Origin of the sequence: Mariniflexile sp. TRM1-10 (assembly GCF_003425985.1) — a bacterium.
Taxonomy (GTDB): Bacteria; Bacteroidota; Bacteroidia; order Flavobacteriales; family Flavobacteriaceae; genus Mariniflexile.
This window is the reverse complement of sequence record NZ_CP022985.1, coordinates 1,218,138-1,238,179: the sequence shown is the minus strand read 5'-3', so window position 1 is coordinate 1,238,179 and position 20,042 is coordinate 1,218,138. Positions and strand designations below refer to the sequence as shown.

Below are 20,042 nucleotides of genomic sequence, written 5' to 3'. Positions count from 1 at the left end.
ATCAATTTATAAATTATGAAAAAGTTATTGTATAGCATGCTTACTGTATTTATATTAATAAATACGGCATGTTCAAAAGATTTTTTAGATGTAGAAGCACCATCTAATGTAGATGAAGACTTTGTGTTGGTATCACCAGAAGATGCACAAAAAGTATTAGCAGGGATTTATGATATTTGGTATGATTTGGACAGACTGTTGTATTATGAAACGGAAGTAGTAGGTTCTGATTCTGAATGTCATCCAGAGAATTATGCCTCTCAAAACCGTCACATTCCAGAAGGGTTGTTTGCTACAGAACACCTTATAGACGATTCTAATGCGCGCCCAACATTTAATGAATGTTATCAAATCATTAATCGTTGCAATATTATTTTAGAGGCTTTAGAGGCAAAGGATGCCTATCAACAAGCAAAAGCCGTAGGGGAGCCAAGTGCATGGACTCAGGTTTATGGAGAAGCAGTTGCTGCTCGTGCCACCTGTTATAAATTATTAGTGCGTTATTTTGGTGATGTGCCTTATTTTGATTATGCTGTTAGAACAAAATCACAAACCGATACCATGGGTCTTACATCAAGAGATGTTATTTACGACAAGGAGATAGAAGCGCTTCAAAAAGCAGTGCCTTTAATGTACCGATTGGGAGCAGGAGGTTTAACTGCTGAACGTTTTTCTGGGACTTATGGCGATGCCTTAATAGGTCGATTAGCGTTTGATGCAGCAGGTTATCAATTGCGCCGTACCGATTTTGATTATGGAAACGTGTCTTTTGATCAAATAGGTATTGAAAATGCTACTTGGAAGGCTAAATATGTAAGACGTACCGATTGGAAATCCTATATGGAAATAGCTAAAGAATATTATTTAAAAGTAGTTAACAATCCAGGCAGTGCACGCTTAATTGAGTCTGATGAAAGAGGGGCAGGCTTTAACAATCCATTTCAAAGAAATTTCCAATATTTAATGGATTTAGAGGTAAGTCCTGAGTCTTTATATGAATCAGGTTATACACAAGGCTTTAATTCAGATTTTCCATATTCATTTGGACGTCCTTCTGGAGGGCCTGGATCTAACGGATATCCTGCCAAAAACTATGGACAAGCACGTATTTATGCGAGCTTTTATTATGGTGATTTTATGCCAAATGATAAACGTCGTGATGTTACGGCTTGTGTAACAGGTAATTCTGGAAAAGCTTCAGAGGTATTAATGAATTTTGCCCCAGGAAGTCGTGAAAAAGGAGGTTTGGCCATGAATAAACTAGATGAAGCGCGTTTTAAAGATCCTTATGAGGCTAGACAACGTCAATCTGGATGTAATTGGCAACAATTACGTATGGCCGATGTTATGTTAGATCTTGCTTATGCTTCTGCGGCTTCAGGTGATGAGTCAACTGCTAAAACATACTTAAAGAAAGTGCGTAGTCGTGCATTTTCTGCTGCAGATCAAGCAACTTTTGTTACAGCATATGTTGATGGAAAATCGGGTCAGGCATTATTAGATGCTATTGCTTTTGAGCGTAAGTTAGAACTAGCTGGCGAAGGTAAAACCCGTTGGGACATGACACTTTATGGTAAAATGCCAGAAAGAATTAAACAGCTTCGAGATAGACAAATTGATATGTTTAACGGTTTAAAAAATAATGGCTATTATACATTTCCAGAAACTGGAATGACGATATCAAATTATGTTTGGACAAAATATGTTAATATTAAAACAGATATTGATCCATCTTTAAACTTATTGACAGCTCAAACTCCAGAAGGTATTACAGTATCAGATCCTAGATATCCTGTTTTAGTTCCAGGATGGCGTGGCACTAGTGATACTTGGACAGATTATATTAGCACATTACCTAGTAACAAGGTTAATTTAGCTATACGTGGTTTATATGAATATATAGACCCAAATGGGCCAGTTGCCTTGGCTCTTGAAGCCGATGGTTACGTTAAATCACCTTGGGGTATCAATATTGTTGGCAATGAAAGTCAATATACTTCAGATATTTTTAAAGGGTATCCAGATTCTTATTATAATGAAGGTCAACCGCCACGTTATATAAGGGCAATACCTTCTGAAACATTAGACCAATCTAATGGTAATATTACGCAAGGATATGGACATGCATCTGAATAGTTAATGTCTCTAAATGATTGATAATTTTAAAGACCCGCTGCATAAACGTAGCGGGCCTTTATTTACATGATAATTTAAACACTCACTAATTATGTTTGAACAGATTATTGAGTTTTACTTACGTCCAATTTACTTTCAAGATGACCCAGATGCTTTTTAAAGCAGAAAACAAATTAAATATTTGGTGTTTGGTTAATGGTAATTTAGAAAATGATTAGAATTATTTATAGTAAAAAGCCGTCTCAATATAAATTTTAAGACGGCTTTTCTTGTTTGTGAATCTTTTTTTTATAAAAATCTATTTGATCACTATTTTTGAGGTATAATTTCCTTTTTCAGTATCTATTTTTACAATATATATCCCAGAAACTAATTTGTTTTTTATATCAATGGAATATGTGTTGGAAATAGACTTTATGGGAGTTGTTTTAATTAGTTGTTTCCCTAATAAATCATAGACAGATAAAGTTAAACTATCAAAATTTTCATTTTCAATTTTCACATGAATAGATTCAGATGCAGGATTAGGGAATATTTTAATTCCAAGATCATTTTTGTCAAAATCATGAGTGTCTAATGTCGCTGTCAAATTTCCTTCTAAACTTATATAGTCATACATCATATGACTTGAAAATGAACTTGATGGCATAACAAAAGTAAATGTGTTTGCTCCTAAATTTAAATTACTATAAGGAATATTAAACGAGTCTATTCCGTATTTGGCATGATTTGATTGTCTTATAAAAGCATTTCCACGATCTGGTACATTTGGATAGTATGTTGAAGGCGTAATGCGTGTTCCATTTACATATAAATCAAATCGTGACCTATCCACACTTGCAAAGGCTATAGTTAATTTTGCATTACCAGTAGTGGGTATGTTCCCTTCTAGATTAAAATTAATATTCCAATCCCATATATCTTCATTTCCATCAGATTTGTAATATCTTGAATGCACATAAGGAAGCGCCGTAGACCAGTTTTTATCGGCTACATTATATTCTATTGGATTTGGAAAGGTACTTTCGAACTTATCTTCTACATAGCCTTCACAGTAATCGAAATCACCAAATTTATATTCACCAGCTGTTCTATCAGGAATACCTATATCCCATACAAGGTTTCCATTGTTACGGGGTATTGTCCAGTTAATATTACCTAAATTTGTTGTTCCTCCAGCGGTCACTGTAACATTTTCTATCCTGTATTCATCAATTTCACCCGTTTTAAAAGCAAACAGCGTATAGGTTCCTGGACGTATATGTTTAATATCAAAATTGCCAGAGGCATCTGTTTTAACCCAATATTGATAGCTTCTGTCTTCAAACTGCCAATCACCATCAGATTCAGGAAGTAATTGGGTAACACCAATCCAAGCGTTTCCGCCATCTATTTCTGGTTTTTCAGAATCTGTTATTGAAAAATTACCAACTATATTACCTCTACCATCGGCAAGTGGATATTCTGGTGTATTGGTTAACCATGCATAAGGCCATTCTGCACGTTCTTGTGCTGCTCTTGCTTTTGCATCTGCCCAATTTTCGTCGCCCGTAGGTTTTTCAGAAGTGTACCATAAATAGGGACCATAAATTTTGGACCATTCTTCTCCCTGTGGGATATTAAAGCCTCGAGAATTGTAATGAACATTGGTCATATCTATATGAATGATGCCTGCAGCTGCATTTAAATCATGACTGGTTGGTCCTGCTGGAAAAAATTCGTGACTTCCAAATACGGCCCAAGTTCCAATAGAATTTACATCACTGGCATGGCCCCAAACAGGGAGATCGTATAGATTTTCACAGTATTCATATTTTCCATCATACTTTCCTGCTCTAACACCTGTATTCAGTTTTACAATTTCTTGAATAGGTGTTGAAGATGCATTTTGAAAATCAAAAACAGAGGGCATTTGCCAACTTTTTTGTTCAGTAACGTAAATTTTTTCAGTTAAGTAATTAGTGCCATCATTTCCAAGCCAAAGTACTTGTCTCCAAGAGCCCAAATCAAAGTCTGGATATTCGGCTTTATGTGTTAAAATAGAATAGGTATATATACCTGTATCATTTTTTTTAAGCACATAATGTATATCGGCATCACAAGGTGCTAGAAAAGTGCCATCAGAATACGTTCTTTTGAATGAAACATCAATATAATCTTCGGTTTCTTCTTTAATAGAAAATACAGTTCCTGAAATTTTATCAAAGCCATAAGAACCTGTAAAATCGTAATAAGTGCCAACCCTACCACTATTTGCTGGATTTGAAGTAGCAACTGTTTCCTTGCCATTTACTATTAACGACTGAATATTACTTGTTGCTTTGTCTATTTTTGCTTGTAACGGACCACTGTCAAGAATTATATAACTTGCATATTCTGTTATTAAGCTATTTGGGTTTTGGGATATAGCCACCGTTGTTTTAGAACCATCAAACGTAACGGCTAAAGTTGTACTTACTGGTGAGGTAATCTTTCCGTTTGAAATGTAGTTATTTATAGTGGTCGTGTGATCGCCTGTAATTATTAAGGCACCTAAATTAGCAATATGGATACTTCCATTGGTTCCAATATTAACACCCGATGGTACTTCTACAGTGCCTCCATCTATGGTTAAAACGCCAGTAGGATTTGTGCCGTTGGGGCTAGTTCCAACTTCTAAATAGGTTCCAACATATAAAGTGCCTCCTAATACGTTTACAGTTCCATTTCCGCCAGTATCGTAGCCTATGTAAAATTGAAATCTACTATGCAGGTTGCCTCCATTTAAATTTATAATTCCATCTGTTGCTTTACCAAGGTAAACAGCACTTCTAAAATTAAGGTCTGCAGGAGCGTTTAGCGTTATGGTGCCATTAAGATAGTCATTATTCCAAGGAAGTAATATACCATTAAATATTGCGTTAGCACCCTGAGAAATATTTAATCTTCCTGGACGATAATTAATATTACCAGCATTGCCTCCTGTTTGTATAGGGTTATTTGGTGAACCTACACCAATAACAAGGGTTTCACTTTGTATGTTGGTAAAGTCAATAGCGGTGTTGCTCCAATTGTTTGCGTTATAAAAATCGGTATCAACTGCACCTATCCAATTTGTTTGGGCAAATAGGGAATGTGTGAAGCTGAAAAATATAAATACAGTAATGTACGATAGTAATTTTGGGGATTTTAATTGTTTTGTCATGATTACACGTTAGTTTTTTATACAAATGAGGATGTATATTATAATAATACACATCCTTATTTTTAATTTATTGGTATATTGAACTCATTTAAGTTTTTCAATTTGCTGAAAAATTGCTGATTTCAGCTCTGTTTTTGCCTTTTCTTCCTTCCGTAGCGCTGCTATGCAACTCAAAAAGCCTTCAACAGAACTAAAACCCCCTAATTTTCGCTTAATTTCAAAAACTTTAAATGAGTTCATTAAAACAAAATATTATTTCATTAATAATTTAATGGATTTTTGACCTTCAAGAGTTCTAACAGTAGCGATCCATAAACCAGATTTAAAACTAAAGTTAGTATCTTCATTTGTTTTAAATGATTTTACTAAAGCACCTGTAATACTGTAAATGTTAATTTCTGAAGTTGATTTAACATTAGATACATAAATTTTATTTCCAATAGCATTAACATTTGTAGAAACAATTGATGTTTCATCATTAATACTTAAAGGTGTTGTAGCGGTTACATAAGTAACAGCAGCAGTTGAATCGTAAGTAACAACAATTTGTTTGCCTGCTGCAGGTTTTATTTTGCCAGCTGTAACATAACCTTGAACGAATGTTTGTTGGTCGCCTCCCATCTGTAGTGTTCCATTATCAATCATCAAATAACCAGAAGCATTTGGATCGCCTTTACCATTTTCTGCAATAGTAAGCGCAGCAGTACCATTCAATAATGGGTTAGTTTTAAGAGTGCCTTCGTTAAGATTTACTATTCCAACAGCATAATAATTACCTATTATAATAGCCCTTCCATTACTATTTTGATCTACAGATACTGTACCTCCATTTATATTCATTGTACAGTCACTTCTTTCACTAATAATTAGAAATGACTTTGAATTAAGAGTCCCACCATCGATATTTACTGTTGCAGGATTGCTTGTAATCCCTAAATAAAGTGCATTTCTAAAATTCATACTACCTCCATCTTCAAGCTTTAGGTTGCCTCCTGTATAATTATTTCCACTACTGGTAATGTTTATAGGTGCAGATACTGTTAATTGTCCACCAGATTGAATTATTAAATGGCTGATATAATTAGTAGAATTTCCAGAATCAACGGTGCTTAAAGCCATATTGTATATGGAGCTATTAGTAGAGGCGGCAATAGTAACATCGCTGGTAGAATTTGGTATTGTGCCCAAATCCCAATTGGCTGTGTTTAGAAAATTGGAATCAGATACTCCTGTCCATGTAATTACTTGCGCATTTATTGCCCCCACAGAGAAGACCAAAACACACATGGTTAAAATGTTTTTTAGTAAAGTTGTTTTCATAATTTAGTTAAGTTGTATTAATTAGTTAATAAATAGTTATTAATGTAATGCATTACACTTCTTAAAAATATTATGATACAATTGTCTTAGCATCCTGTACCTACCTGTTATTCATCAGAATATAGATGAAATACATTTTTACAGGGCAAATGGTTTAGTGAAGTTTTAATTTTGAAAAAGTTGAAGCTGATGTTTTAAAAATACTACCATGTCTGGCACCTTTTGGAAATTGTACGTTATCTGAAATGTCTTCCCATGTTTTTAGATCTTTAGATTGTATGGCACCATATTTATGATCTCTATATTTATCAAAATAGACAATCCAATTGCCATCAATTTGAATGGCTGTTGGTCCTTCTGCCCAATAATTGCCTGTAATGGGTTCACTGGCATTCGTGTAAGGGCCTGTCAAATGGTCGCTAAAAGCTACCTTAAGGTTTTTTTGTGCAGGTTTTTTGGTTTCGTCTTTTAGAAACATCACAAATTTGTTATCTAACTTCTGAATGGTTCCATCAATCACATTGAATCCGGGTTCGTATAAAAGTTTGGTTTTACTAAAAGACTTAAAATCTTTGGTGGTTGTATAGTACATTCTGTGGTTATAGCCGTCGTCTTCGGTAGATTGTGTTTCTGGAAATGCTCCTACAATAGTAGAAGCCCAATAGATGATATATTCTTTTGAAGTCTCATCATAAGTTATTTCTGGAGCCCAGGTGTTTCGTGTGCCTTTTTCATGTTCCATAACAGGGATGAATTCTTGCTTAGACCAATTTATTAGGTCTTTTGAAGAAGCGTAACCAATACCTTTATCTGTCCAGCTCACTGTCCATACCATATGGTATAAGCCATCGCCGCCTTTAATAATACATGGGTCGCGCATTAATTTATCCTTGCCAACTTCGGGTGTTAAAAAAGAGGTATCGTTTTTAAGAGCTTCCCATTTGTAACCATCTTCACTAAAGGCTAAATGCAAACCATCTTCGCCGTTTCCTTTAAAATAAGAAAACATATAAATATCTTTTTCAGGAATAAATTTATTTGCTGTCAGCCAGTTTTCACAAGCTTTTGGCCAATTAAGATGTGTTCCAAACCTACCCAAACCAAAACCGTGACCACCATTTTCGTAAATGTGCATTTCGGTAGGTACGTTGTTTTCTTTTAAAGCTAAGTAATAGTTGATGCTGTTTTCAACCGGTACAGCACCATCATCGGTAGCATGAATTAGAATGGTTGGTGGTGTTTGCTCATTTACTTGTTTTTCGTTTGAATATTTTTCAATTAATGCTTCCGAAGGGTCTTTCCCTAATAAATTTTCTTTTGAACCATTATGGGTAATGCCATCTTCCATAGAAATAACGGGATAGATTAGCATTGAGAAATCGGGGCGCGCACTTGTTTCATCTGAAGCATATACCTTATCATTATAATGGGTAGCTATTGTTGAAGCTAAATGCCCACCTGCTGAAAACCCTATGACGCCAATTTTATTGGGGTCTAAGTTCCAATTTTTGGCATTTCGTCTTAACGTTCTAATGGCTTCTTGCGCATCTTGTAAAGGACCTATGGTTTTGTCTTCCATAATAATATTACTTGGCAGCCTATATTTAAGCACAAAAGCAGAAATACCTATGGAATTTAGCCATTCCGCAATTTTATCACCTTCTTTGTCATGTGATAAAAGCGCATAACCACCACCGGGACAAATAACAACTGCGGTGGTTTTTGAATGGTTGTTATCTGCTAAAAAAACCTTAAGTGTAGGCTCTGTAACTTTTCGAATACCGGTAGCTTCACCTTCAGAATTTAATCGGAATTCTTCTTTGTAAGTTTTATTTTCGATAGCTCCCGGAACTTTTTTCCAAAGTTTAATTTCTTCGTTTTGGGACATGCCCATATTTGTTAGTCCAAAAAATACGAATCCGAAAATTAATGCTTTACTTAGTTTACTCATCTTGCTTTTTATTTCTTTAATTTTTTTGGTGGGTTGTCTTAAATACAATCAAATGGATTTACATTAAGTAAGTCTTGTTAAATGCCCATTATGGGCTTTCATAAAATTCAATTTCTACAATACGCAATTGCCCTTTGGCATTGGTAGCATTTTTGTCTTTATATAAGTCTAATTCTTTTGTAGGATCTACTTCTACAATTTTATCGAAGGCGTCTTTATCGGTATTGTCACCAACCAACTCAATGGTTATTTTTTTTGCCAAAACTGGTTTTAAAGGGATGGTAATATATCCTAAACTTTGCCAAGTCTTTCCCTGATATACTTCTTCGTCATCGGCTAGTATTCGAATCGGGTAGCTTTTAGTGCGCCACCCTGTAAGCTTAACAACACATGTGGTTACTACCGATGGTTTCGCTAGGGTATAGGTTATTTGTCCTGTACTTATTCGGCCATCATTGGTCCATTCGGTGAGTTCGTTATCATCATGACTATTATAAGCAGTATCGTTATTGGATTGTGCCGAAGCATGACTTATAAAAACAGGGTGTCTTTTTATGGTATAAGAAAGTGTCTTTGGAGTAGGACCTCTTTCTAGATTTGAAGGTAAATTGTGGTTTGGTAATTCTGTTGAAAGACCATTATTGGTAATAAAAGGACGTGTTTCTAAGACGATTTTTGCAGATTTTAAATGATTCGATTTAGCTATAACACTAATTTTATCTGCTTTCAAACCTGACTTGATCATAATTCTGTTAACACCATTTTCAACAGGAAGCTTTTTAGAAAGGACGTAATTACCTGGACCTTGAGCAATACCTCCTAACCATGTTGCATCGCCTTTTAAAGAAAATTCAATTAGGCTATTATCAATAGGGCATCTATGGCCATTTTTGTCTACCACTTCAACATCAACTAAAGCAACATCAGCATTGTTTGCCAGAAACCCCGTAGGATTTGTATGCGGTGTCAATTTAATTTCAAAAGGCTCTCCAGCGGTTGTTTTACTGGCTTCACTAATTATTTTTCCATGTGTGTTATAACTAACAGCTTTAATCGTTCCAGCTTCCCATTTTATGTTTTCAAAAGTGAATAAAAACTGTTTGCTTTGTTTTCCAAAACCTTTAGATGTGCCGTTTATAAAAAGTTCCACTTTATCACCAGAAGATACAACATAGATATTTTTTATAACATTTTCTTTATAATTCCAATGGCCTAAAATATGGCTGTTGTAATTTTCAATATCAACCCAGCCATCCCACATGACTTGATGTGCAAAAAAGCCATCTTTAGGAATACGCATGGGATCTACTTCACCACTTCTCCTGTAATTTTCGGCACCTCTAAAATGGGTATTCGTGTCAGAAAACACAATATTTACGCCGCCAGAGCTCACTCTGTGCCCTGTACCAGGTCTTTCTATATAATAATCATACCAGCGGGTAACATTCTCAATGGCATGCGAATCTTGGTTACGGTTGTAGGGGCTTGCATCTACAACTTTACTTCCGTTAACATTGGTATGCGTTGTACCACCTTCTCCATCTTTATGGTATGGTGGACTAAATTCGTCCCAATACTTTCTCAAGCCTTCATCTCTGGAATACTCGGTTGCCCAAAGGGGTTTTCTGGCACTTTTGTTTATGTATAACATTTCGCCACCATATTCTGCTTCTTGGCTATCTAGCATTTCGCGTGAACCAATGGCGCGACCACCATGGGGATCGTAAGTGTTCCTAAGGCTTTTCATTTCATGCATGTGCGCTTCACTTATAACTTCGTTACCACATTCATAAAAAATAATACTGGGATTGTTTCGGTTGTAAATAATGGCATCACGCATTAGTGCAACCCTTTGTTTCCATTGATCACCTTGTGAATCTTTTTCGGCATCACCTGCAGGCATGGCTTGCATGAGTCCAACACGGTCGCAAGATTCTATGTCCTGTTTCCAGGGTGTTACATGCATCCATCGTACCAAATTTCCATTGCCTTCAACAATCATTCTATTGCTAAAATCGCTTAACCATGCAGGAACCGACATGCCAATGGCAGGCCATTCGTTACTGGTGCGTTGTGCATAACCTTTGATTTGAATAACGCGGTCGTTTAAAACAACTTCACCATGTCTAAAGGCTGTTTTACGAAAGCCAGTTTTTGTACTCACTTCATCAATACTATTTCCATCAACTTTCAAGATGCTTTTTACTGTATACAAATAACCATACCCCCAACTCCAGAAATTTAGGTTTTCAATATATTTATCAGCTTTTAAAACTAAAGTTTCTTGAGGTTGTATTGAATTTTTACCGCCATTGAATTCGGCTATTTTATGGCCATTTAGATCATGGACTTCAACATACAACTCAACAATTTTAGGTGTATTGAATTCGTTTTTAATTTCAGATTCCACATGTATTGAGGCACTTGCGCTTTTTATATCAATATCCTTTGCGTACACATAAACGCCTGTCGTTTTTAAATTTGAGTAGAGAGGAAGGGTTTGATATAATTTATTGGTAACATGTAAATATACATTTTTAGGAATACCACCTAAATTAACATTAAAATTGGTATTATTCCAACGGTATGTAGCCCCTGTTGCAGTCTCTTTGTATTTCCAGTCGTTATCGATGCGAAGCGCTATAATATTTTCAAAAGGAAAAGGTTTTACAAATTTTGAAATATCGAAACCAAATGCCATAACACCATTTTCATGCAAGCCTACCTTTTTGCCATTAACATAAATGGTGCCTCCTTGCCGAACACCTTCAAACTCAATAAATACTTTTTTATCAATGGTATTTTCAGGAAGTTTAAATGTTTTTCTATACCATACAATACCTGTGGTAAAATTGGTTATCTCTTCTTTAAAGGTTTCTTGTTGATTGTATGCATAAGGTAGTGTAACTTGTTTCCAATTGCTATCATTAAAATTACTGTCGATAGCTTGTGGGTGTTCACCTGTTTTTAATTTCCAATCAGAATTGAAATTATATTTAATTCTTTCAAAATCTTGGGAATGTGATAGGTTTATGTTTAGAAAAAACGATAATAATATTATTGTTGTTACCAGTACGGCCTTTTTCATGTAATAATTATTTAAAAGAATTAATTTTAGTTTCTGGTATGAGTTGATATGGTAATATGTTTTTGTCTTTTGTGTTTAAAATAATATAATCTAATAACACGCCAGGATCCATCATGTAAATTTTAAGCGTCTGTTTTCCTTTTTCAGTGATAGGAACTTGTATTTTGCCAACAGTTTTATTACTTAATACATTATCTTTCCAAGTACTGCTTCTGCCTTCAGTTTTAAAATTCACCATTTGGATTGGTTCGTTGTTCCATTGTACCGCAATCCTAAGTTCGCTATCTGTGGTTATGGGATGCGTTGGGATGGCACTTAAATGAAGTGTCGCATCTTGGGTTACTGTTTCGGTAAATAGCTCATAGCTTAAAACCGGAGCGTTTTCATGATTTAATAAGGGAGAACTATTTAAAGGAAGCGATTCCATGACTGATTTAGAATGTCCAAGCCCTATAATTTCTTTCCAAAGAAAATTGTTTTTCGCTTCATTGTTTGAATAATGGTTTGCGTATAGAACAACCTTTCCGTTTTTTTCAACAACATTGTTTTTAGAAATGTTTCTATAGCTATTTGAGATATTAATTTGAATATGTTTTTCTTCGGAATTTAATTGGATTTTGATGATTTCAGAGATTGGTTCACCGGCTTGTTTCCATGCATCCCAATCTATTGAAACAAAAATTCTGTCTTCCAACATGTCTGTATTATTTAAAATTCCAGATAATTTGGTAATATGTATCCAATTAGGCAGCTCTTTAATTTGCCAAGCAACCCGAGTCGCTTTTTTTAGAAAAATATCTATGAAATATGATGATGAATCTCCTACATAAAATGTTGGTAAACGTTTTATCCCTTCTATTGTTGATAGCGTGTCTTCTAAGGCGAATCCAAAAGCGTCGTTAGCTTCTGCAAATTCTAATTCTATTGAAGGATTATCGAAAACAGGAAGATTTCGCGGTTTCATATCCATAAAGCCTTGCCATTTTCCGTTAGATAGCCCATTATAGTTTTTAGTTAAGGCTTCAATATATTCAAATGCGTCATTCGATAATGTTTTATATTTCGAAGCACTCAAACGCCCTTGTTTAGCATAGCTTAAAGCCTTATCGCGGTATAAAAACTTTTTGTTCATGCTAGTCGATGCTTTTACCGGATAGCTTATCAATTGTGTAAATGAACTTTTTAAATTTTCTGGCAATTGCATTTCAATAGCTTCAACGTGCTTATCTATAGTTTGGTATGCATCCATTCTTTTTTGAATTTCATCACCATTTGCAAAGGGATTATAAGCCGTCGTTGAAATTGGCGTGGTAGGTTCGGTTTGGCTCCAACCCATAAATTCCGGTTTACGTTCAAAGGCCAGATCGAAATAAGATTCTTTAATTTTGGTAATATTTTCAGCAAATTTAAAGCCAAAAATATCACCATAAAATTGTTGTTGATGCTCGATAATATATTCTGGATTCTGAAACTTTTCTGCGTCATAAGCCATATCTAAAAACAGTTGGGTATTATACTCTATAGGTTTGATATCACCTACATTTAAAATCCAAATCTCATTGTTGTTTAAGTTGTAAGCTTTCATCATTTCCTCGCGTATTAAAGCAGGGTGTGTTGTGCTTAACCACAAATAATCATGTGGTCTGCCCCAATAGGATGCATGGTAATAAACACCGCCACCGCCAGAACGTTTTTGTTCTTCGGCATTACTTAAAGCTCGAATGTATCCGTAGTTATCGTCCGTCCAAACGAGCGTTATATCATCAGGAACTTGAAGGCCATTTTTATATAAATCCAGCACTTCTTTGTAAACGGTGAAGGCTTGTGGTATTTTTTCAATGTTTGGATTGATATGCTTTTTGAGCAAACCTCGTTGGTCTGAAATAATTCCGTCTAATAGCGAGACAGCTTCATCTTTACTTTTCACACCTTCCATACCGCTATCATGAACACCGCGCATGCCCATGGTGTAAATAGCATCGATATTTTTTGCTTCCTTTACTCGGGTTTCCCAATACTTGTACACATGGTCTTTGTTGGTTTTGTAATTAAAACTTCCAAATTTATTTTTATCCCATTCGTCTACATTGTTACGTAGCATAGGTTCTGCATGGGAGGTGCCAATAACTATGTTATATAAGCTTGCCATTTTAGCATTGTTTGGATAATAAAAAAATGCTTTGGTACTTGGATGCATAGCGGGCCAAATGGTATTGGCATTTAGGCGTAATAAAAGTTCAAATATTTTGGAGTATGTTTTAGGTCCAATATCGCCTGTTTCGGGTTCAAAAGTTTTGGCTGCCCATGGTTGCAAACCCCAATCTTCGTCATTTAAAAAAATGCCACGATAAGTGACTGAAGGCGGATTGCTATAATAGTCTGGTTGGTTTAAAATGAGTTCGTTACTTTGTTTGACAGGCACATCAGCCCACCAATACCATGGTGAAACGCCTATTTTTTTTGATATATTAAAAACGCCATAGGCTGTACCACGTGGATTGGTGCCTGCAATAATAAAGGCGTTTTTTATTTTTCTGTTTGGATTTGAAATGGTTTTATAGAGATAGCTTTCCCATTGGTTTTCAAATCCTGCCTTTAGTTCTTTTTTATTTATAAAGGAAGCAATAAGTTTGGAATTAATAGTTCCAATAACAATTACGTTACCTTTTGCTTGTTTTATGCTTGTAACAACTTCGGGTTTGTAATTGGTGACTTTAAAAATATCATCTGCTAGTAAATAAGCCGATATAGAATCTAAAGGGTTTCCATTTTTTTCATATAAAATAACGGCTTTAGTGTTTTGTGAATAAATCTCGAAATCGAGCGTTTTAATTGTGTTGGTTTTTTCTACAGACGTATTATTCGGCATTGATTTGTAACCAAAAAATAATGTACAGGCAAATATTAAATATTTCATCTATTAATGCTTATTGTTTTTTAAAGGCTAAATATAATATTTAATTATCATTTGGTTTACAAATCTACCCGTTGGGGGAAGGCAGATTGTTACTGGGTGTTTTATAATTTACTGCATTCTATAAATTTCAGCTCCAGCTAATAGAAAACATCCTAAACCATAATCTTCAAAATCAGGAACTTTATCATAAGACAATGGTTGTCCATCTTTAGGTTCTTTTCCTGTAGATTGCAAGTAACCTAAAAAGCCATTTTTGTGTAAGGCTTCCTTAATCATGGCATTCCAAGCTTTTTCTATTACAGGCAAGTATTTGTTTTTATCTAAAATACCGTTGTTTACACCATAAGCCATGCCATAAACAAATAGGGCAGTACCCGAGGTTTCTTTACCACCATAATGGTTTGGGTCGTGCAAGCTTACGTTCCAAAAGCCATCTTTTCTTTGTATTGGCACTAAAGCTTCTGCCATCGATTTTAAATCGACAATATATTGTTTTCTGTGTGGAGCATCTTCAGGAATGATAGCCAATACTTTTGCCAATGCCGCAATTACCCAACCATTACCACGGCTCCAATAGGAATCTTCGCCATTAGGTTCTGTGTAAGGCGGGTCGAAATCGGCATCGCGCCACCACAACCCATCTTTTGGGTTAAAAAGTCCGTTATCACCATGCTTGTTTCTTGTGTACATGTACATGTCGTACATTTTCTCATAATAGCGATTATCGTTTTCTAACACACCCAATTTCGCAAACACAGGCATGCCCATTTGTATGGCATCAATCCATGACCAATCGTCTAACTGTGGGGTATTAAGCAACATGTTTATGCAAGACTTTGTGTTTTTAAGTTTCTTAGGATCTGGTTCTAAATTGTATAAATCTATATAGGTTTGAGCGGCACAATAATCGTCTGCATTGCGGTTGGCGTTACCGTTTCTAAAACCCCAATTGTGAAATTCAGACCACGCATAAGCATAATCATAATAGGCTTCTCTTGGGTAAATTTCATATAAAGCCATTAAACCTTCATAATACACCCCGCGCGTCCATATATTGCTTGGACGTTCTCTATTGGTTACTATGGTTTTGCCCACATCTGGCCATTTTTCCATAAAGTATTTGTTGGCTAATTCCATTTGTGCCAATACCTCTTTTTTATTAAAAGGCTGTTGGCCAAATGATATTTGAGCAATTAAGAAGCCCAGGCTTATAAATAAAAGTGATCTTTTCATCTGTTTATATTTATTATTTTAATTTGGTCATGCTTCGACTGCGCTCAGCACAGGCTTGGAACATCCATATATCATTCCCATATATATCGTGAAACCGTATATGGATGTTTTATTTTATATTGTTTAAATTTTATTCAGTTTCTTTTAAAGGCGTTATTGAAATGGGGCCCAGTAAACCAGAAGGCATGGGTTGCCATTTTGTAGCGTCAAACTTATTATAGTCTTTATCTACCATATTGATTTCATAGAAAATTTTCCATTCTTCACCTCTAAGTTCTTTGGCACGGATTCTATTGGCAGCAAGATTGGTAACCTGTACTTTTAATTCATTTTCCCCTTTTTTTAGTTGTCCTAAATTGATGCTGAAAGGTACAGACCAAAGATTTCCAATATAATTCCCGTTAAGCCAAACTTTAGCACTTTCCCTAACATCACCTAGATTTAATTTCCAATTGTCTGCCTCAACATTTGGCGCATTAAATTTCAAGGTGTAAAGTGCAGTGCCTGAGAAAGCTTCTGCCTCAGGGCTTAAAGTAGTCCAAGATTGTAACGTGTTTATTTTAGCCGATGGAGGCAATTCCGGTCCTCCTTTTTCAAAACTAATTTGCCAGTCACCTTTTAGTTCTATGGGATTTTCGCTGGCTTTAAAATAATTCCAATTTTGATAAGATTTAGTGTTTTCTGTTTTAAGAATAAACGATTGCCCGGGTTCTATACGAAGTTTTACTAAGGTAGCATTGGTTTCTTTTTTTACAAGGGCATTGCCATATTTTTTAGTTAAAGGGTCTAAAATGATGACTTCTTTGTTTTCTATGGCCAGTGGAATATAATCATCTATAATTTGGGATGTGTGATTAACTATATAGTATATTTTTTCACCATCAATAGCTCTTTTAATAAATTTCAACCCTGTTTTAACTAAAGTTTCTGGGTAAACCTTTGCCGTTTCTAAATCTTTAAACACGTTTGAAGTTAGGCTTAAAAGACCGCTGTTTTCTGAAATTACTTGTGATAATTTTGAGTTTTTCGCTTCGTAATTATAAAATCCTGGAACCGAATTTGGTAAGCCTTCAAAAATAATAGGTGCGCCCGACTTTTTTAATGCTATTAACTTTTCTAAAGTCGCCATTGGCATTTTTTCGCAATTAGGAATGACTAACGATTTGTAGTTGCCTCCCGGAAGCATAATCAGTCCGTCTTTAAAAGTTGCTTGTGCAATAAAATTATCGGAAATAAAATCGACGCCATAGCCGTTGTCCATTAACTTTTTTGTTGTGTTGTAAAATGGTGTATCGTGCAACCATTCATCTAAAGAGTGGATTTTAAATTGAAAAAATAAGTTTCCTCCTAAGTTTTTGCCCCAAGTATCATAAATAGGCCAATACAATAGGGTTTCATTGTCTGGTTTTCCCGATTGAAGCATCGATTGGCAGTTCGCTATATAAGAAAACAGTGAAGGCACATCTTCCCAAATGGTATTGGTAGGGTTAAAGTTAACCGATGCATAGAATTTCCATCCAGGCCATTCGGCTTGTTTTGGCGAGTAGGTAGAGCCATGTAAAAACACATGGTTTATACCGTTTAAAAATAAATCTTCAACTTCAGGTTTGCATTGGGACAATGCTGTTTTAAAATGGTCACGTAGCCAAGTAAATGTTTCTGATGAGGTTAAAGGTTTGCCCGAAATATGTGCTGCCGATGATGAAAACTTCAACATAACAGGATCGGCATCGCCTTCTCTAATATCTTCTTGTTCCCGTCTAAACCCTGGGATATCATAAGGCATGGAGCCAAAAGTTTCACATTCTGGAATATCGGCAGAAGCATATAAATCTATTAAATTCCCGGGCGACCCATGTGCTTGTAACTTTGTTTTAAAGTTTTTAAAATGTGCCCAATTTGTCCAAGGAATATCAAATTTGTTTAATAGTAAATCTGATATGGTTTCTCTATAATCGCTTTTTATTCTATTACCAATTTCGGTGTCTTCATTATCTAATAATTGTGGTAAATAGGGTCTTAAATCATAGCCACGGCGTGATTCAAATTCTCCAAAAAATAGCGGAGTAAAATCGGTGCCATACACTTCGTAACTGTCGTTAAAAATAGCGCGTAATCTACCTTCAAAACCTTTAAGTGCTTTGTTAAAAGGTTCGGTGTACGTGAATAATGCTTCAGATGAATAGTGGTCTAAGGTAAATCCACTTCCACCGGGAGCAGCACGTTTAACCTGTTGCCCTGTTTTACCAGCAAAAACGGCATAAATGGTGTAATTGGTATTTGTTGCTTTCCATTCTAAATGGTTTCCTTTTAAATTTGAGGTTAAATCTACATAGGATGAGTCGCTGCCATAGGCTAAAACATTTAGTAGTTGTGCGATATCTTTGTTTTTATCGTTTTGTGCAATAATTTCTTTATTGAAAGTTTCATCTTTTTTTACTTCATAAGTTTCAACCAATAATTTTGTTGCGGCATTATTAGCAGTAACTTGTGGACCACCATAAGGCCAGCCTGTACCTAAAACCATATCAACTTGCATGTCCAAACTATCGGCCACTGTAATGGTGTAATTTAGCATATCTACCCATTTTGGCGATAGGTAATCAATAAAATTGTCTTCTTGTCCTTTTACACCATAAATGGGCGTTATTTCTACACCACCAATACCGGCTTTATGAAAATCTATTAAACTCGATTTAATGTTGGGTTTATCTACGGCGCTACCCATCCACCACCAACGTGTCCAAGGTTTGTTTACATTGCTTTGTTCTGGCCAAGGCGATGCTTTGTCTTGGTCATTCACTTTACAGGTAAAAAAAGATATAAAGGCTAAAAATAGGAGTGCGTGTTTAAACTTAATTTTCATTTATTTAATGCTTTAGTATGTATTGGTTTTTAAAAATAAACTTTTCAAATGATTATAAATTTGAGTTGGTTTGAAATTTATAAGGAAGGTTTTTCAATGTCTACAGCATAAATTTGTGTGCTTCCTTCAAAATTGGCTCTAAAAATAATTTGTTTTCCATCTGGAGAAAAGTGAACGTTTGGTTCTAGATCATAATCGTGATTTTTCATGTTTGCCAATTTAGTTGAAACCAAACTGTCTCCTTTCGGTGTAAAATGGTAAAGCCACATGCCATCTTTAGCATGGGCCACCTGACCTTCATCGCCACCATCGCCAGCAAAGGTTTTTTGATCTGGTGATATATTGAAATGTATAGACCATTCGTCCCGTTTTAAGGCATATTTGGTTTCTTCTCCCGTATCTAAATGTTTTCCTGCTAAATAAAAGGTTTCACCTCTGGGAATTTGAAGGTCGAACCAAATGGTGTTTCCGTCAGGGCTAAAAAATTCATGACCCGCAATTTCTCTGTAAACGGTTCTTTTATGAATTAGTTCATTCTTTTTTGTTTTTATATGGATGTTCCAAATACGATCTACTTTATGCCAAGGTCCTTCATGGCAATACATTAATAAATCGGGGTCTGTTGGTGAAAATTGGATGTGGTTTAACCAAGCGTTTTCAGAATAAATTTTATTAAATTCCTTAGTATTCACATGGATGGTGATAAGGCTTCTTTTAAGCTTTGCTTCATAAATTTTGTCAAAATAATCCGATTTTTTAGGATTCTTTTTAAAAATATCGTTTTCTTCCTTGGTTATTAAAGCGCCACCCAATAAAGTTTCATCAGCGTTTAAACTGGTGACAGAACCAATAACATCGTTACTGAATTTGTAAATGAATTCAGTTTTATGGGTATCAATATGGGTTGCAAAAACACTGTCTTGTATCATATAAAACACTTTTCGTGTTTTTTTGCCAAGAATCTCACCTCTTTTATGGCCTTTTCTTGTGGTAATTTGGTCTATGTTTTTTGTTTTTAAATTGACTGAAAAAAACTGGTTGCCCGTTTCTGTGCTTCCAGAGAAAATCATTAAATCGCTGTTGCCGTCTTCCGATTTTAAAAATGGATTGTTATGGAAATAAAAACTACGGTTATCGCCAGCTCTATTTACCAATTTTTCTATTTTATGTCCGGTAGTAGAATCTATCCAAACTTTAGCTAACGAACTTGCTTTGCTTGTTTGCATTATAGGAATTTGAATGCTAGTTGTTTTAGCGTCTTTGGCTGCATCCGATTTGGTTAGTTTTCCTTTACAAGAGAAGCTTATCAAAATTAAGAATAGTAGGAGGGTTTTAATAGGTTTCATC

At 35.2% G+C, this 20,042-nt stretch carries 10 protein-coding genes; 1 reads left to right on the top strand and 9 read right to left on the bottom strand.

The genetic code is table 11. The features are described from left to right. Positions 1 to 15 precede the first annotated feature (15 nt). Positions 16 to 2,136, top strand: coding sequence for a RagB/SusD family nutrient uptake outer membrane protein (locus CJ739_RS05275; RefSeq protein WP_117173131.1), 2,121 nt, complete (start codon positions 16 to 18; stop codon positions 2,134 to 2,136). A 298-nt stretch (positions 2,137 to 2,434) separates the two neighbouring features. On the opposite strand, the gene CJ739_RS05270 is transcribed toward CJ739_RS05275, so the two are convergent. From CJ739_RS05270 to CJ739_RS05235, 9 genes are all read right to left on the bottom strand, one after another. Next, positions 2,435 to 5,320, bottom strand: a complete 2,886-nt coding sequence (locus CJ739_RS05270) for a polysaccharide lyase family protein (RefSeq protein ID WP_117173129.1) — start codon at positions 5,318 to 5,320, stop codon at positions 2,435 to 2,437. An 84-nt stretch (positions 5,321 to 5,404) separates the two neighbouring features. Further along, positions 5,405 to 5,560, bottom strand: coding sequence for a hypothetical protein (locus CJ739_RS20275; RefSeq protein ID WP_162880135.1), 156 nt, complete (start codon positions 5,558 to 5,560; stop codon positions 5,405 to 5,407). Positions 5,561 to 5,572: 12 nt separating this feature from the next. Next, the gene (locus tag CJ739_RS05265) at positions 5,573 to 6,640 is read right to left on the bottom strand and encodes a hypothetical protein (RefSeq protein WP_117173127.1); all 1,068 of its coding nucleotides are present in this window, start codon (positions 6,638 to 6,640) and stop codon (positions 5,573 to 5,575) included. A gap of 154 nt (positions 6,641 to 6,794) precedes the next feature. Further along, positions 6,795 to 8,591, bottom strand: a complete 1,797-nt coding sequence (locus tag CJ739_RS05260) for a prolyl oligopeptidase family serine peptidase (protein WP_236951610.1) — start codon at positions 8,589 to 8,591, stop codon at positions 6,795 to 6,797. An 88-nt stretch (positions 8,592 to 8,679) separates the two neighbouring features. Continuing rightward, positions 8,680 to 11,679 carry a glycoside hydrolase family 2 protein gene (locus CJ739_RS05255; RefSeq protein ID WP_117173125.1) on the bottom strand — a complete coding sequence of 1,000 codons (3,000 nt, stop codon included), beginning with the start codon at positions 11,677 to 11,679 and terminating at the stop codon, positions 8,680 to 8,682. A gap of 7 nt (positions 11,680 to 11,686) precedes the next feature. Beyond that, a complete protein-coding gene (locus CJ739_RS05250) occupies positions 11,687 to 14,596 on the bottom strand; it encodes a glycosyl hydrolase 115 family protein (protein WP_117173123.1) in 2,910 nt (969 codons plus the stop codon). A gap of 108 nt (positions 14,597 to 14,704) precedes the next feature. Next, complete coding sequence (locus CJ739_RS05245; protein ID WP_117173121.1) at positions 14,705 to 15,829, bottom strand: glycoside hydrolase family 88/105 protein; 1,125 nt, start codon at positions 15,827 to 15,829, stop codon at positions 14,705 to 14,707. Between the two features lie 130 nt (positions 15,830 to 15,959). After that, positions 15,960 to 18,695: a glycosyl hydrolase gene (locus CJ739_RS05240; RefSeq protein ID WP_117173119.1), complete on the bottom strand. Its 2,736-nt coding sequence runs from the start codon at positions 18,693 to 18,695 to the stop codon at positions 15,960 to 15,962. A 77-nt stretch (positions 18,696 to 18,772) separates the two neighbouring features. Next, a complete protein-coding gene (locus tag CJ739_RS05235) occupies positions 18,773 to 20,041 on the bottom strand; it encodes an oligogalacturonate lyase family protein (RefSeq protein ID WP_117173117.1) in 1,269 nt (422 codons plus the stop codon). Position 20,042: the final 1 nt, after the last annotated feature.